14 protein-coding genes are annotated in these 16,681 nt (G+C 45.0%); 11 read left to right on the top strand and 3 right to left on the bottom strand.

Going from position 1 to position 16,681, the window contains the following annotated elements; all coding sequences use genetic code 11:
- The first annotated feature begins 76 nt into the window (after positions 1–76).
- The 6 genes from QP775_RS09745 (at position 77) to QP775_RS09720 (ending at position 7,623) form a co-directional block, all read left to right on the top strand.
- Positions 77–1,441 (top strand): polysaccharide deacetylase family protein, encoded by a 1,365-nt coding sequence (locus QP775_RS09745; RefSeq protein WP_285105505.1) that lies wholly within the window; start codon positions 77–79, stop codon positions 1,439–1,441.
- A 500-nt stretch (positions 1,442–1,941) separates the two neighbouring features.
- A complete protein-coding gene (locus QP775_RS09740; RefSeq protein ID WP_285105503.1) occupies positions 1,942–3,684 on the top strand; it encodes an ABC transporter substrate-binding protein in 1,743 nt (580 codons plus the stop codon).
- 82 nt (positions 3,685–3,766) lie between these two features.
- Positions 3,767–4,723: an ABC transporter permease gene (locus QP775_RS09735; RefSeq protein ID WP_239332925.1), complete on the top strand. Its 957-nt coding sequence runs from the start codon at positions 3,767–3,769 to the stop codon at positions 4,721–4,723.
- A gap of 54 nt (positions 4,724–4,777) precedes the next feature.
- Positions 4,778–5,659, top strand: a complete 882-nt coding sequence (gene opp4C / locus QP775_RS09730) for an oligopeptide ABC transporter permease (RefSeq protein WP_239333095.1) — start codon at positions 4,778–4,780, stop codon at positions 5,657–5,659.
- A gap of 9 nt (positions 5,660–5,668) precedes the next feature.
- Positions 5,669–6,649 carry an ABC transporter ATP-binding protein gene (locus QP775_RS09725; protein ID WP_239332923.1) on the top strand — a complete coding sequence of 327 codons (981 nt, stop codon included), beginning with the start codon at positions 5,669–5,671 and terminating at the stop codon, positions 6,647–6,649.
- Positions 6,649–7,623: an ABC transporter ATP-binding protein gene (locus tag QP775_RS09720; RefSeq protein ID WP_239332921.1), complete on the top strand. Its 975-nt coding sequence runs from the start codon at positions 6,649–6,651 to the stop codon at positions 7,621–7,623. Before QP775_RS09725 ends, QP775_RS09720 begins: the two co-directional genes overlap by 1 nt.
- Before the next feature lie 317 nt (positions 7,624–7,940).
- Here QP775_RS09720 and ilvD read toward each other — a convergent pair whose 3' ends face one another.
- Both ilvD and QP775_RS09710 read right to left on the bottom strand, forming a co-directional pair.
- Positions 7,941–9,626 (bottom strand): dihydroxy-acid dehydratase, encoded by a 1,686-nt coding sequence (ilvD, locus tag QP775_RS09715; protein WP_239332919.1) that lies wholly within the window; start codon positions 9,624–9,626, stop codon positions 7,941–7,943.
- A gap of 378 nt (positions 9,627–10,004) precedes the next feature.
- Positions 10,005–11,096 (bottom strand): acyltransferase family protein, encoded by a 1,092-nt coding sequence (locus QP775_RS09710; RefSeq protein ID WP_285105498.1) that lies wholly within the window; start codon positions 11,094–11,096, stop codon positions 10,005–10,007.
- A 261-nt stretch (positions 11,097–11,357) separates the two neighbouring features.
- On the opposite strand from QP775_RS09710, the gene QP775_RS09705 reads away from it, so the two are divergent.
- The 3 genes from QP775_RS09705 (at position 11,358) to QP775_RS09695 (ending at position 14,111) form a co-directional block, all read left to right on the top strand.
- Positions 11,358–12,104, top strand: a complete 747-nt coding sequence (locus tag QP775_RS09705) for a YwiC-like family protein (protein ID WP_285105496.1) — start codon at positions 11,358–11,360, stop codon at positions 12,102–12,104.
- 131 nt (positions 12,105–12,235) lie between these two features.
- A complete protein-coding gene (locus QP775_RS09700) occupies positions 12,236–13,207 on the top strand; it encodes a sugar kinase (RefSeq protein WP_285105494.1) in 972 nt (323 codons plus the stop codon).
- Between the two features lie 208 nt (positions 13,208–13,415).
- A complete protein-coding gene (locus QP775_RS09695; RefSeq protein ID WP_285105493.1) occupies positions 13,416–14,111 on the top strand; it encodes a bifunctional 2-keto-4-hydroxyglutarate aldolase/2-keto-3-deoxy-6-phosphogluconate aldolase in 696 nt (231 codons plus the stop codon).
- Positions 14,112–14,223: 112 nt separating this feature from the next.
- Here the strand turns inward: QP775_RS09695 and QP775_RS09690 are convergent, their stop codons facing one another.
- Positions 14,224–14,427, bottom strand: a complete 204-nt coding sequence (locus tag QP775_RS09690; RefSeq protein WP_285105491.1) for a hypothetical protein — start codon at positions 14,425–14,427, stop codon at positions 14,224–14,226.
- A 368-nt stretch (positions 14,428–14,795) separates the two neighbouring features.
- Between QP775_RS09690 and QP775_RS09685 the strand changes: the two genes are divergently transcribed.
- A complete protein-coding gene (locus QP775_RS09685; RefSeq protein ID WP_285105489.1) occupies positions 14,796–14,993 on the top strand; it encodes a hypothetical protein in 198 nt (65 codons plus the stop codon).
- A gap of 618 nt (positions 14,994–15,611) precedes the next feature.
- Positions 15,612–16,613, top strand: a complete 1,002-nt coding sequence (locus QP775_RS09680; RefSeq protein ID WP_285105487.1) for a 2-oxoacid:acceptor oxidoreductase family protein — start codon at positions 15,612–15,614, stop codon at positions 16,611–16,613.
- Positions 16,614–16,681: the final 68 nt, after the last annotated feature.

The raw sequence follows: 16,681 nt of genomic DNA, 5'->3' as shown, positions 1-16,681 counted from the left end.
ATCATATGCCTATTCTTTTGGGGGATATGTTACAATATAAATAAACAAAACGTTATCACGAAACGGGGAAATACGGATGGAAGTCTTATTGTTATGGACATTTTATATCCTGACGTTTTATGCGTTTCTCCCAGGCGTGTTCAGCCGTCTTTTTGGATTCCGTGTATTTCAGAAAGGGAAGTCGGATCGAGATTTAGCTCTCACTTTTGACGATGGTCCTGATCCCGTGTATACGGCACAGTTACTCGATCTGCTGAAGGAATACCAGGCGAAAGCCACTTTTTTTGTCGTTGGTATCCATGCAGAGCAGCAACCCGAGCTCATTAAGCGTATGCATGATGAAGGGCATCTTATCGGTATTCATAATTATATTCATAAGACCAATTGGCTGATGCGACCCGCAACGGTAAAACGTCACATCAAGAAGACCTCGGATATTATCGAGGCAATCACAGGGAAACCCGCCATTTATTATCGCCCCCCATGGGGCATTGTTAATTTATTTGACTTCGGTAACCTCGGCCATATTCAGATTATATTATGGTCTGTATTATTTGGAGATTGGCGGAAGAAGTTGGGGGCAGAACGTCTGTACAAGCGGATGTCCAAGCGCTGTCGCGGTGGAGAAGTACTACTGCTGCACGATTGTGGACTGACTTTTGGAGCGGATCGGGAAGCTCCTGCCGAGATGCTGATTGCACTGCAACGCTTCTTAGAAGATGCTAAGGCAAAGGAACTTCGTTGCGTACGCGTAGATGAATTAATGCGTGCCACTGATATAGAAAAGACGAGGAATCCATCTTGGATGAAACAAATGGTTGTGAAGTTGTGGTTAGGATACGAGAAATTGTTCCACATATTCTTTGGTCTTAAGACAACCAATGAGAAAAGTCCTGTGTTTCATTTCCGAACACGTCCTTACCATGGCGAAGCGCTGCAATTGGATGACGGTTTAGTTTTGAACCATGACGACATGATTTTGGAACTTCACTTTGATAACAAGCGTTTGTACGACATCGGGAAGCGTTCACGAAGTTCGATGCAGCTCGCTATTCATATGATTCGAGATGTTGAACGTACTTTGCCGGAGATTGCGGAGTATTTGCAAGCTAGAGAAGAACTCTGTCACGAGGTCAAGGCTCTGTATGGAGTGAGCTTTATGCACCGTGGACCTGAACAATTCGGATTTACGATAAGAGAACTGCCAAGAGGTTTGTTCTCATGGATTACGCAGAAATATCTAAGGGTACTGATGAGAGTTATTCATCCTCTTGGTCAGAGTAGATTAAAGCAGCAATCCAATCAACTAGTACCAAAGACCATTATTATGTCAAAAGAAACTTTATTGACCCGATATGGACATTGTTTTGCATATGAAACGAGTGAATCAGGAATTCATCGGGGTGAGCATGCAGTAAACAAAGCACCTCATGTTATGTGAAAAGAGTTTATATAATTATTTTCATACAGTCCTGCAATCTGTAAATTAAAGGAATTGCGGGGCTGTTTTTATTTTTAAATGTCGATATGCAAAAAGTATGCAAGCGAATGAGTAGTTTTCATATGCACATACAATGAGGACAACATTGTAATTATGTACTTGTATGGAGGACAAATGTCCGTATAAGTAAGGAAAAGTTAGATATTGCCATCATAATTTGGTTGGATCTGGATATGTTAATATTGTCGATGATAAAAAAAACTTATCGAATCATTATGAATTTATTTTAATATAAAGCTGACAAAGGGATTTACAAATACATAATTATAAAGTAGTATTATGAAAAATATTCGTTTCCTACTTATGTCCCACCTGTCGAATATCTCGTTTTGACCAGTGTTCTATAAGTAATAAACGAACGATCCCTTTAATCTTGTTAGAGATTATAGGTATGCATGTTTGTAAGTAAATATAAATAAAGCGATTAGGGGGCAATTGTTGTGAAGAAAAGATTACTCACTGTATTGAGCCTTGTACTGGCATTCTCGCTCGTATTGACTGCATGCGGCGGCGGCGATTCTGCTGAGGGCAACAAGACTCCTGATTCCGGTCAAACGACTGATTCCGGAAAAGAAACAACAGGCGAAGGCGAATTGGTAACAGAAGGCGTTATTCCTGCTCCAGACGCAAGCTTGAACCCAGAAGCTGCTGTGAACCGTAAGGATACAGCTATTCTTGGTATTACAGATCCATCTGGTATCTTCAACCCGTTGTACGCTGAATCAACTTATGATGTATACCTTGTAGAATCCATTTTTGCTCAGTTGCTTACTATTAATAAGGATGGTACATTCTCACCATTCTTGGCGGATTATAAAGTATCTGACGACAACAAAACATTTACTTTTACATTAAAAGATGCGAAATTCAGCGATGGCAAACCAGTTACTGCTGAAGACGTAGCGTTTACAATTACAGCTATGTATGACAAAGACTACGACGGTCCTCAAGATGTTATGCAATACGCACCATTGGTTGGAGCGAAAGAATATAAAGAAGGCAAAGCGAATTCAATCACTGGTATCAAAGTTATCGATCCGAAGACGATTGAATTCACAAATACAGAAGTTAGAGTAACCGCTTTGAATGTATTCGGTGCTACAGGTATTATGCCTAAGCACGTATATGGCGCAGCTTACAAACAAGGTAACATGAGCGGAATGAAAGATTTGTTCGCGAAACCTGTAGGCGCTGGTGCGTACAAGCTTGATAAGTATCTCCCAGGTCAAGAAGTTCGTTTGGTAGCCAATGAGAACTACTTCATGGGCGCACCTAAGATCAAAAACTTGATCTACAAAACAACGACAGAAGAAACAAGAATGCAATTGCTGCAAACAGGTGAAACAGACTATGATGATCCTTCCGTATCCAAAGATCAAATGGAAGAAATCAAAAACATCGGATTCTTGGATTCCGTGTTGAACCCAACAAACGGTTATGGTTATATCGCATTTAACAATACAGATCCTAAATTTGCTGACAAAAAAGTCCGTCAGGCGTTGACTTTCGGCTTGGATCGTAAGCAAATCGTCGACACTGTATACCAAGGATATGCAGATGTGGTTAACATTCCACAATCTAAAGTATCATGGGCTTACACAGACGAAGTTGAAAAGTATGAATTTAATCTTGATAAAGCAAAAACGTTGCTTGACGAAGCTGGTTGGAAAGTTGGCGCTGACGGCATCCGTGAAAAAGACGGTAAGAAGTTCAAAATTAACTTCTCCGCTACTACACCTAACGTAGTAAACGAAGCGATCATTCCAATCGCTCAAAAGAACTACAAAGATTTGGGCATCGAATTTGTAGCTGACCAAATGGACTTTAACGCAATGCTTGACAAGTACAATAAAAAGAACTACGACATGTTGTTCTTGGCAGCAGGCTTAACACCTGATCCGCAGGATAGCGAAGGAACGTTCCGTACAGGCGGTTCCCAAAACAAAACTGGTTACAGCAACCCTAAAGTTGATGAATTGCTCAAAAAATCAGGCTCTACTTTAAACGTTGAAGAACGTAAAGGCATCTTTAAAGAAATTTACCAACAAATTAACGAAGATTTGCCGATGATGTTCGTGTACCAACGTCGTGACTTGCACACAATTAACCACCGTATCCAAGGTTTCGATATTTCTCCTTACCGTCGCTTTACTAACGATTTGGCGACGATCCAAATTCAATAAAATTGGTACAAGTTAGGATACCTAATGCTCAGCCACGCCACGGCTGGGCATTTGGGTTTATATAAAGCAAGGAGGAATATTTATGAAACAGTACGCAATACGGCGCATTTTGCAGATTATTCCGACGATCATCGGCGTATCAATCGTATTGTTTGGTGTGTTTGCTATGGCGCCAGGTAACTTCATTGACTCCAAACAGACCATTTCAGACGCGCGTAAAGCAGAGCTAAAAGAAAAGTTCGGCTTGGATAAGCCGGTTCATGAAAGATATTTTATTTGGGCTAAAAATACGATCCAAGGTGACTTGGGGATGTCCACTCAGCATCAACAGCCGGTAACAACGGTTATGAATCGTTATATGTGGAATTCCTTTATTATCGCTGCAATTGTACTCGTGCTAAGCTGGACGATTGCCATATTTGTCGGCGTGTACTCAGCGATCAGGCAATATTCATTCTTTGATGGTATCATTACGTTTCTTGTCTTTGCCTTGATGTCCTTACCTTCCTTCTTTATCGGACTATTAGCGATCAAGTTCTTTGCCGTTGATATGAAGTGGGCGCCAGTAGGTGGAATGTATACAACAGGTAGCAATGCAACAGGATTAGCTAAAGTATGGGATTTGGTTCAGCATATGTGGCTGCCTATCTCCGTGCTTACTGCCCTTAGCGTTGGTGGTCTGACACGTTACTTCCGGACAAGCATGCTGGAGGTTGTACGTCAGGATTACATTCGTACTGCTCGTGCCAAAGGTGTTAAGCCAAGTACAGTAATATTTAAGCATGCGCTTCGAAACGCGTTGCTTCCAGCGATCACTCTTCTTGGGATGGAGATTCCTGCTCTATTCTCGGGTGCGATGATTACGGAACAAGTATTTAACTGGCCTGGTATTGGTAAGATTAACTTAGCCGCACTTCAGTCACGTGATTACTTCTTGTTGATGGGCTTTACGATGTTCTTGGCAGCGTTGACGCTTGTCGGCAACTTCGTGTCCGATATGCTGTACCGTATTGCTGACCCGCGTGTCCGCATGAAATAGAAAGGGGAATGAATAGTGGCTCAAGCAGTAGATTCAACATCGACTAACGCAGAAATGCCAAAGACAAAACCAGCTTCCCCGTGGACGCTAGCATTTCGGCAGCTGCGCAGAAATAAGACTGCAATGTCTGGACTCATCGTTATTATATTGATGTTCTTAATTTGTTTTATCGGTCCGTTTTTTTCTCCGTATTCTTTGGAGACGATGTCAGGGGCTAGCAACAAGGGGCCTTCCGCTTCGCATTGGTTAGGTACAGATAAGCTAGGACGCGATATCTTACTTCGTGTAATGCTTGCAGGTCGGATTTCATTGTTAGTGGGCCTTGTGGCAATGATGGTATCGGTGGCTATCGGCAGTACACTTGGAGCATTGGCGGGGTATTACCGCGGGTGGGTCGATACGATCATAATGCGGTTTGCGGATATTATGTTGTCTATTCCTGCTTTGCCGCTCCTGATTATACTTGGAGCTGTATTGTCGGATATTCAGGTTCCGCCAGACCAACGGATATATTTAGTTATGTTCTTGCTCGGATTTATGAGCTGGCCAGGCTTGGCCCGCCTTGTAAGGGGACAAATACTGACCCTTCGGGAGCAAGAGTTTATGCAGGCAGCAGAAGTTCTTGGGTTACGTGATAAACGTAAAATTTTCCGTCACCTGATTCCAAATACAATTCCGATTATAATAGTTGTAGCGACATTATCTGTTGCCGGTGCGATTTTGATGGAGTCGGTTCTTAGCTACCTCGGTATTGGGGTTGTGCCACCTACACCATCATGGGGGAATATGATCTCTGCAGCCAACAACTTGATAGACTTTAAGAAAAGACCTTGGTTATGGATTCCACCTGGTGTGTGTATCTTTATGACGGTTATAGCAATAAACGTTATTGGTGACGGCTTGCGTGACGCACTCGATCCGAAAATGAAGAAGTAGGAGGACGTTATGGCTAACAACTTAGTTGAATTCCGTAATCTGCGTACGAACTTCTACACGAGTGGTGGTGTGGTCAAGGCCGTAAATGATGTCAGCTTCGCGATTAAAGAAGGGGAAACACTTTGTGTAGTCGGCGAGTCCGGCTGCGGTAAAAGTGTTACCGCGATGTCCCTCATGCGCCTTGTATCGCCTCCAGGTAAGACAGAAGGCGGGCAGATTTTATATAATGGTGAAGACTTACTGCAATTAAAAGAACGTCAGATGCGTAATATTCGTGGTAATGAGATTGCGATGATTTTCCAAGAGCCGATGACATCGCTTAACCCGGTGTTCAAGATCGGTGAACAAATTTCAGAACCGCTTATTATTCATAAAGGTATGTCGAAAAAAGAAGCGAAGAAACGTTCTATCGAGCTGATCGAATTGGTAGGCATTCCACGTGCCGCTGAAATCTTCAATTCTTATCCGCATGAATTGTCGGGCGGTATGCGTCAGCGGATCATGATCGCGATTGCACTAAGCTGTGATCCGAAGCTGTTGATCGCGGATGAGCCAACTACAGCGCTTGATGTAACGATTCAAGCTCAGATTCTTGACTTGATGCGTAATATTAAGAGCGAATTTAAGACGGCAATTATGCTGATTACGCATGACCTGGGTGTCGTAGCGGAAATGGCTGACCATGTAGTCGTTATGTATGCGGGCAAGGTGATTGAAGAAGCTCCCGTTCATGAGCTGTTCAAAAATCCTAAGCATCCTTATACACAGGGCTTGCTTCGGGCTAAGCCGATTATTAATCAACGCCAATCCCGGTTGTACACCATTCCGGGTCAAGTTCCTAACCCAGTATCTTTAGGAAACAACTGTTACTTTAATGATCGCTGCGAACACTGCATGTCGATCTGTGTGGACAAACAGCCACCACTTAACACGTATGAGAATCGCCACAAAGCTGCTTGTTGGCTTTATGAGAAAGGTGGGGAAGCTTAATGACAGAGCCATTATTAGAAGTTAATCATCTTAAGAAATACTTCCCTATTCAAGGCGGTATTATGCAGCGTACAGTGGGCCACGTCCGTGCAGTAGACGACATCTCGTTTACGCTGAACAAAGGGGAAGCCCTTGGGTTAGTAGGCGAGTCTGGTTGTGGAAAATCGACCACTGGTCGTACCATCTTACGTCTGCTTGAAAAGACGGAAGGCACGGTTAAGTTCAAAGGTACCGACCTGCATGAATTATCTCGCAAGGAACTTCGTGCGATGCGACCTAAGATGCAATTGGTTTTCCAGGATCCTTACAGTTCCTTGAACCCTCGAATTAACGTTGGTACAGCAATCGGTGAGGCTCTTGTTGATCACGGTCTTGTGTCCAAACATGAAATTCGTGATCGTGTAAAAGAAATATTGTCGATTTGTGGTCTTGCTCCTTATCATATTGATCGTTATCCTCATGAATTCTCAGGGGGACAGCGTCAGCGGATTGGTATTGCACGTGCACTTATTATGAATCCAGAGTTTATTGTGGCTGATGAACCTGTATCTGCGTTGGACGTTTCGATTCAGGCACAGATCATCAACTTGTTGAGTGATTTGCAAGAACAAAAAAACCTGACTTATTTGTTTATCTCTCATGACCTGTCGGTCGTTGAGCACTTATGCAATCGGATTGGTGTTATGTACTTAGGCTCAATGGTAGAGATGGCACCGCGTGAAGAGTTGTTTGCTAGACCTCTTCATCCTTATACGAAGGCGCTGCTCTCTGCAATCCCAGTACCGGACCCGACACGTAAGTCTGAACGTATTGTACTTCAAGGAGACATTCCAAGCCCGGCGAACCCGCCTAGCGGCTGTAAGTTCCATACACGGTGTCCGTTTGCTAAAGAAATCTGCAAGCAGCAGGTACCAAAGTATGAGGAAATGGCGTCAAACCATTTCGTAGCTTGTCACTTTGCTGGTGAATTTTAATACTAATGCTTATTAATGAACACTCCTTTTCGTTATTGATGACGAAGAGGAGTGTTTTTTTACAGCTTTAAGGTATATTGTCACAAGAATCCCTCGACTAGATTACAATTACACACCTATAATGGATAGCGGCTGTAAGACGAATTAAGATGCCGCAGCGCTACTGTTGAACAGGAGACTGAACCAGAACGAATATAAAAATGCCCTTGATTCACTCACGGTTGGAGTAATCAAGGACACTCTATATACAAACGATAATATTATGATAATGATGCCGAAGAACGATATTTAGCTGGCTCGAACTGCGTTACTCCGTCTTATACCTTTAACACACCGCCTTGGCTGGCGTTTGTTACTAGCTTGGAATAGCGGGCCAACAAACCAGTCTTAACCTTAGGCTCAAAACCTTTCCAGTTCGCTCTACGTTGTTCCAGAACTTCATCCGATACTTGCAGCTCAATCTTACGGTTAATCAAGTCTAGATCGATGATGTCTCCATCCTCAACAAAGGCGATAGGACCCCCTTCAGCTGCTTCGGGTGAAATATGGCCAATGCTAATGCCGCGAGACGCGCCGGAGAAGCGTCCGTCTGTAATTAGTCCTACCTTGGCACCTAGCCCCATGCCGACAATCTGTGATGTCGGGGCAAGCATTTCTGGCATGCCTGGGCCACCTTTAGGACCTTCGTAGCGGATAACGACGACATGACCTTCTTTAACCTTGCCATTTGCAATGCCTTCAAGAGCCTCATCTTGTGAATCAAAGCAGATTGCAGGACCTACGTGGCGACCTCCAACAGCTTTATCAACCGCACCCACTTTAATAATGGCGCCTTCAGGTGCCAAATTACCAAACAATACGGCAAGTCCGCCTTGCTCGGAATGTGGGTTGTCGAGTCTATGGATTACTTCCGTATTTTGAATCTCACAGCCAGCTACGTTCTCACGCAGTGTCTTGCCTGTTACAGTAATACAATCACCATGCAGAGCCCCTTCTTTATTAAACAGCTCATTCAGGACAGCGCTAACGCCGCCAGCTTCGTGAATATCCTCAATATGATAATCGGATGCTGGTGCTACTTTGGACAGATGAGGAACGCGCGAAGCAACCTCATTGATACGGGCAACAGGATATTCAAAGCCTGCTTCATGTGCGATTGCTAGTGTATGCAGCACTGTATTCGTGGACCCACCCATTGCCATATCTAGTGCAAATGCATTGTCGATCGCTTCAAGGGTGACGATATCACGCGGCTTGATGTCCAGTTTGATGATTTCCATTAACTGTTTTGCAGAACGTTTTACAAACTCTCGACGTTCCGCGGAGACAGCTAAAATGGTACCATTTCCAGGGAGTGCGATACCGAGCGCTTCTGCCAAGCAGTTCATCGAATTTGCTGTAAACATGCCGGAACAAGAGCCACATGTTGGACATCCATATTGCTCCAGCTCGAGCAGACCTTTGTCATCGATCTTGCCGGCTTGATAAGCGCCCACCCCTTCAAATACGCTTGACAAGGAGATGGAACGGCCATTGGAGTCTTTACCGGCTTTCATTGGGCCGCCACTTACAAATACAGTCGGAATGTTGCAGCGCAGTGCGCCCATAATCATACCCGGAGTAATCTTGTCGCAGTTCGGGATGCAGACCATACCGTCGAACCAATGCGCAGATACGACTGTTTCTACTGAATCTGCAATAATATCACGGCTTGGAAGTGAATAACGCATGCCAATGTGACCCATGGCGATGCCGTCGTCTACACCGATTGTGTTAAATTCAAACGGAACACCGCCAGCTTCGCGAATCGCATCTTTAACGATCTTGCCGAATTCTTGAAGGTGGACATGCCCAGGAACGATATCGATATAAGAGTTGCATACGGCAATAAACGGCTTATCAAAGTCTTCTTCCTTTACACCAGCTGCACGGAGCAGGCTGCGGTGTGGTGCACGGTCGAAGCCTTTCTTAATCATGTCTGAACGCATCTTAGGGGCTGACATTGTTATTCCTCCACTTCTCTACTTCATAGCATTAACGTATGAATTGTGTATATTATGATGAGTCTATCATAACTAACGGGCTTTTTCTAGCGACTTGCACATGTAAAATAGAAAGAAATTCTCATAGCTATAACCTCACATTTTTCACGCAGGGTTGCTGCTGTATTTCTAGAGAGGATTGAACTACAGATGATTATTTAATAATTACGACGGGAGTCTTGTACCGGTAAGGTTGCGCTGATTACGAATGCATACTTCAAATGTAAATGACACAAGAGGCACAGCGTGTGCTGTGCCTCTTGTGCAGGAGTGAAGCGTATGGTGTATGTGAAGCATTCGTCTGAGTCACGCATCGAGGGTGAAGTGTTAGCGGGGGAGCTAACTATGCTTCATGCGCTGACGCCAAGCGTCGCGTCGTACCCAGCCGAATACAGCTTCTCCGTTAGGTTCGATCAACGGGTGAGCGATATTACGTACGATAGGCTGTGCGAGAAGAACAGTGCAACCGATCGAAAATATAATGAGCAAAGATACTGCAATTCCGCTTGTGACATGTTGATAAAGGCCAAAATATTCTGCAAACCTCACGATTAGGCCATGCAGTAGAAAGACGTACAATGTCCGTCGGCCCAAGTCTGTGATGGCGCAAATACGCTGCGGCACCCAAGCAAGAAAGGCGATTGAGGCGATAAATTCAATCAAATATATTGCAAATCGAAGCATAATTGCCGACAAGCCATCATGAATCCAGCCTAGTTCATTAAAGGTCATATTGTTCATGAGCCAAATTGGTTCAATCTGTGGTGCTAATAAGTATAAGCCTACCAGCAGTCCAGCAGAAACAAGGGCTCCAATAATTCGAATAGGTATGGTCACACGTTTGCGAAGGGACTCCAAGCTGCAAGAGTAACCGATAACGAAAAATGGCAAATACACGAAGGTTCGAGAAATCGCAAACCAAGCACCGCCAAAAGGAATAAAGCCAACCAAAACGCCAAGTGCAATCGACCACAACACAGGGTGCTTGACACCTTTGTGAATAAATACTCTTAGTACTATTCTCCAGACTAAATGTCCGATTAGAAACCATAAGAGCAAATAAGGGACAAAGAAGGAGTGTGTAACACCAGGCACACGGAACAGCAAATAATCCAATAGCGAGTAGATCGATTGAAACACTACATATTGCAAAGCGATCTGCCGCAAAATCCGATTACCCTTCTCGCTAAACAAATTGGACCGTGCGAAATAACCGGTAACACCTACAAATAAAGGCATGTGGAACGTAAAAATCCACAGAAACAAAGCTTTCATTTCAGGCATTGCATGGATTAAAGGTTCAATTGCGTTAGCTACAAATACAGTAACGATAAGCAAGAATCTTAAGTTCAAGCCGAAAGTCTCTCCACTCCAAGGGGACTTTATCGACGCGTTGCTAAGCATGGGATGCTGCAACTTGCGTTCCCACATGTTCGTATCCTCCTCATGATGAGCCCAGGCCACGCGCAGGATTTCTCTATTTTTTCGTTCCTCATTTGAGGTATATTTTATCTACCCAAAAGATAGCATATGTTCTTGTGATGGATTGTGATATTCATCACAAGAAAATGCGAGTTTGACAAATGACAGTTGACAGAAGTTTGAACGTTCCCTTATTCACTTAGACAGAAGCGGGTACTTCTATTAATATATAGTTATCCATCGGAAAAATATGGTGCAAGGGGAGACGAAATGGCATTACAAGCAAAGAAAAACAAACGGGGTTCTATGCCTATCATTCCAAACCAGCATGGTGCATGGGCGATGTTGATCATTCCATTCCTACTGGGGATGCTTGCAGCAAAGCCGAATTGGACGCATCTCTGGCTTGCTGCAGCCTGGTTCTCGGCTTATTGTGGTTCATTTGCTTTCCTGCAAGGAGTAAAGACTAGTAAATATGCAGCGTATAAGAGAGCATATCTCGTATGGGGCACTGTGCTGCTTGTGTCCGGCGTCATCTTGTTAAGCTGCCGTTTGGACATTTGGTGGATGGGAGCAGTTATGCTGCCGTGTTATTTGGTTCATATCTGGTTTGCGAAACGCAAAAATGAACGTCACTTTCTAAATGATGCAGTTGCCGTATTGCAATTTTGCTGGATGCTGATCATAGCTTTTGAAGTTGGTGGAGGTACAGCATGGAGCTTGGCATGGCGTTTGTGTGCGGCTTGTGTACTTTATTTTGTGGGGACTATATTTTATGTTAAAACGATGATACGTGAAAAGGGAAACAAGAACTACTATGTAGGGTCTGTTACGGTACATATTGTGGCAGGTACTACCGTTGGATTGTTATTGTCGCCATGGCTGGCGCTTCCCTTTGGGCTTCTATTTTTCAGAGCCGTATGGATGCCCAATCAGCGTGTAACGATTAAGCAGGTTGGCATCTCGGAGATTGCATTTAGTGTGATGACTGCATTCTCGCTTGCCTTATGTATATAAGGAACGAGGTTCAGGAGAACTGGGGATAAGCAGCAAATTGTCAGAATGTTGTAGAAGATCTGGATTGACGATATTTGGAAGCACGTTTAAACTAGAGGGCATAACAACGGCTGTGGGGAGGGCACATCGGGATGGAAGCGTTGTCAGATCAAGTCGTAACGCCTGACGTCGTTACGTTTGGGGAATCGATGGCATTGTTCAGTTCCGCAGATACGCGGGGTCTGGAATATGCGCAGACGGTTATGAAGTCTTTTGGTGGAGCAGAAAGCAATGTGGCGATCGGCTTGTCAAGGCTTGGCCACCGCGTTGGATGGTTTAGTCGGCTAGGGCTCGATCCGCTAGGGCGCTATATTATGAAAGCGGTACGCGGAGAAGGTGTGGACGTGTCCCGTGTTCAATTATGCATGGATGAAGCAACAGGTGTCATGATGCGTGAGGCGGTAGCCGGACATTCCTCGGTATACTATTACCGCAAGCATTCGGCTGCAAGCCGTATGAAGCCTGATGATTTGGATCAGGACTACATTCGTTCGGCTAAGCTGCTTCACGTGACAGGCATTACGTGCGCGCTGAGCAGCAGTTGTGCTGACACGGTCCAAGCGGCAGTTCGAATCGCCAAGGACGCAGGTGTTAAAGTAAGCTTTGACCCGAACCTGCGCTTGAAATTGTGGCCGATTGAGCAGGCACGGGCGGAACTGCTTCCGCTGGCGGATGAGGTGGATTATTTTCTGCCCGGCCTGGATGAACTGAAACTGCTCTACGGCACTGAGGATGAGCAAGCGATTTTTAATCGTTTGGGTCAGTTATCTGCGACTTGTATTGTGAAGGGCGGACTCGGCACGAACTATGTCGTACGTGGCTCACAAGTGAGCCGTGTTCCCTATACACCTGTGCAGCACGTGGTGGATACGGTCGGAGCGGGTGATGCGTTCTGCTCAGGGCTGCTGTCAGGAATCGTTCGGGGTTATGACATTGTGGAGGCAGTTCAATTAGGCAATGTCATGGGTGCGATGGTCGTGCAGGCATTTGGCGACTGGGAAGCGCTGCCTACATGGGCGCAAGTGCAGGATAAGCTGAACCACGCTGTACATATCGAGCGTTAAGCAATCACTGAGGAATGGCTTTCTACTGCAGACTTTGCTGCTACACGTTCGTGTATGGTCATTTGTACACTACAACTAGAATAATTGTGTGACGAATGCGTGGGCTCATATTCGTCACACAAGATCATCATGGGATTTACACGGTTTGGTTAAGCGTATACCGGTTATACAGACAGACTAATAACTCATGGGAAGAGGAGTGTCAGAGATGAACAAAATTCGTTTGCTGCAGCAAATTCAAGCATGTGGTGTAGTTGCGGTGTTACGTGCGGATTCGGCAGAGCAAGTTGTAGAGATGGCAGAGGAGGCGATTGCGGGGGGGATCAAAGTCATTGAAATCACACTGACGGTTCCTCGTGCATTACAAGCGATCGAGCAATTACGCACCCGATATTCGAGCGATCCGAATAGCCAACTTTCATTTGCCATCATAGGAGCAGGCACTGTACTTGATGCATCTACGGCCCGTGCTAGCATATTGGCAGGTGCGGAATTCGTGGTTGGTCCCTCCCTGCAAGCAGACACAGTGAAAATATGCAATCTGTATCGTGTGCCAGTTCTCCCTGGTGTTATGACAATCTCTGATGTTCAGCAAGCTTTGGAACTGGGAGTTGATATTGTGAAGCTGTTCCCGGGTAATCTGTACGAGCCGTCCATCATTAAGACGATGAAAGGACCTTTGCCGCAAGCCAACTTTATGCCGACTGGCGGCGTTAATGTGCAGAACTTGGCAGACTGGATTCGTGCGGGAGCGGTTGCGGTAGGAATTGGCTCAGATCTGACCAAAGACGCCGTAGCTACTGGCGACATGTCTCATGTCCGACGTCAAGCTGAACGTTATATGGAAGCTTATCGCCAAGCGATCGGCGTTGAAGCCCCACTTGCCGGAACGATCTCCGGATAGGATCAGGGATCAGTTTCTTCTATAATTAGACTGCAATGTCCATAAGCTGACTCGTCGATTATCGGGGGGTCAGCTTTATTGTCCTTACTTATGTGATCGTAGGTGTCTTCAACTATGTCCAATACTGCTCCATAAAGTTAACGATGGCATTCAGATACTGCGGGCACAGAAACGTGAACGTCAAATTGCGACTAGTCTTGAAAACGCAGAAAATGCTTGAGCACAATGAGTTGCGGAGGAGTGCTGTAGGACGATCACGTTCTGCGAGCGGCTGCGTTGTAGATATGGATGCAGACAGCGGCTCGGGATTAATCATGACGATACAGAGCGCGTTATGCTGGTGATAACGGTAGATCGTTATGAGAAAATGATGCAAAGCGGGAAAATTAGATAAGCAGTGCTTGCCTTTCTATTCGAATTATGGCTGGTGATCTGATTTGGGATGACAAATGCCACGATTGGATCAGATGAGCAAGAAAGAGTTTATAATCTAGCTGCATTCTATAGATACGGGTGTACCCTCCATACTTTCCGTATCCCTTTTGGCCAAAGCGTATTTTACGGACTTTAAGCGTGTATTTAAATATACTAGTGACCATCGTATATAGCAAAGCATATCATAGGCTATAGGACTTAAGCCCATTGTTCCAAAGGGGCAGCTAAGTGGCAGACATGAGCTTTTATATGGATGGTAATGTATCAGGCATGGATAATACGCTGGACAGTTTGGGTCATGAGGACACGTCAAGCGAGCTTACACGACTTGTGTGCGTCGGATCCATGATTACGGGAGCATCCAGTAAGCGGTGTGGAATGGCATGTCCAGATCAAAGGTTTAATCGCGTATGCTGTAATCTGGGAGGCAGTCGCAATGGGTTGTAGTAATGGCAGAGGTATATCAACTGCTGCATGAAGCAGTGACCCGCCATTACCCGCCAGATGAGCTGAAGCGCTTCGCGGTAGATTTGGTGAGGAAGCTGAACTCGGTAATATAAAGAGAAACGGAGCAGGAATTCGATTCACTACGTCGAATAATGCATAAGAGTAATAACTAATAATTATAAGGAATGTAGCAGTCCATCTATCGTTCTACTACATTGCAAGACGCTTCGATGATCCAACACAGGTGGAAATTTGAGCGTCTTTTTGAATATTAGGCATGAGCACGTAGTCCTCCACCCCATCTAAAGCCTCTATGTTAACGCAAAATAGCATCGTCCCAGTCTTCTTCAATTAGGAATTTCAAAATTTGACTTCTTCATTTTCACATTACCGACATAGTGTAATCGTCAACACGTGACTTGAATCACACTACCAAATGCGTATTTGGGTTACCATTTTGTCAGTCTATTACAATTTGGTTTGACCTGTCCTCGTTGCGGAGCGTCTCCTGGCACGTGTGCAGAAGTTCGGAAACTCATGCAGCAGACAGATAATGATATAAGATATTAATATTCCTGGCCTATTTAGGCATAGGAGATCGGAAAGGAGATCCACCACATGGTCACATTGCCCAAAGTGAATGAGCTTGGCTTCTTCGAGATTCGACTTGAATCCATAGGAGGGTTAGGTGCCAATCTGGCTGGCAAGATGCTGGCGGAGGCAGGGGTTACCGGCAGCGGATTAAATGGTGTCAGCTTCTCGTCATATGGTTCGGAGAAGAAGGGCTCCCCGGTGAAAGCACACATTCGTTTTTGTATGCCAGACACACTTATTCGAGATACGACGCCGGTTGAACGCCCGCATATTGTTGGTATATTTCATGAAGCGCTTTACAAGACGGTAAACGTAACAAGCGGCGTAACAGAGGACAGTCTTGTACTGGTCAACTCTGCAAAAACACCAGAACGATTATTGGAAATGCTGCGCTTGCCTGGGGGCAATATCGCCGTTATTGATGCAACTGGCATTGCACTTGAGGAGAAGAATCGGGCCAATATGGCGATGCTAGGCGCCATGTTCCGCTTGTGTGACTTTTTGGATGCGGAACAGATGAAAAGTGTAATCCGCAAGTCGCTGGAGAAGAAGTATCCTCAGTCGGTCCAACCAGCATTGAACACCTTCCAACGCGGCTATGATGAAGTAAAGTTCAGTGCTTTTCCGATAGCAGCAGGTATTGTGCTGCCAAAGGCCGTGCGCTGGGATACGCCTGTATTGGGATACGAGACGCAGCCGATCGGCGGTGTGGTTGTGAACCCGGGCAACTCGATATTAAAAGACTTGAGCATTTCTCGCGCGGGCATGATGCCGCATTTTGCAGATGATAAATGTATTCACTGTGCAGCTTGTGACAATGTATGTCCTGATTTCTGCTTTGTATGGGAAGAGAAGCCAGACAAGAAGGGACGCCCACAGATGTTTCTGCAAGGCATCGACTATCAATACTGCAAGGGCTGCTTGAAATGTGTATATGCCTGTCCTACGGAAGCGCTTTCAGATGCGCGTGAAGAGGACGGTTACGCTGACGAGCATCGGATGCCGCACCATTTTACGCTAATCTAGACGATTTCACATATTGATGAATATATTACACATATAGATTAACAGAACTTAGTACAGAACAAAGAACA

The organism is Paenibacillus sp. UMB4589-SE434 (assembly GCF_030226685.1).
Taxonomy (GTDB): Bacteria; Bacillota; Bacilli; order Paenibacillales; family Paenibacillaceae; genus Paenibacillus_B.
The sequence above is the reverse complement of the archived record's forward strand: the minus strand, read 5'-3'. Positions and strand labels throughout refer to the sequence as shown.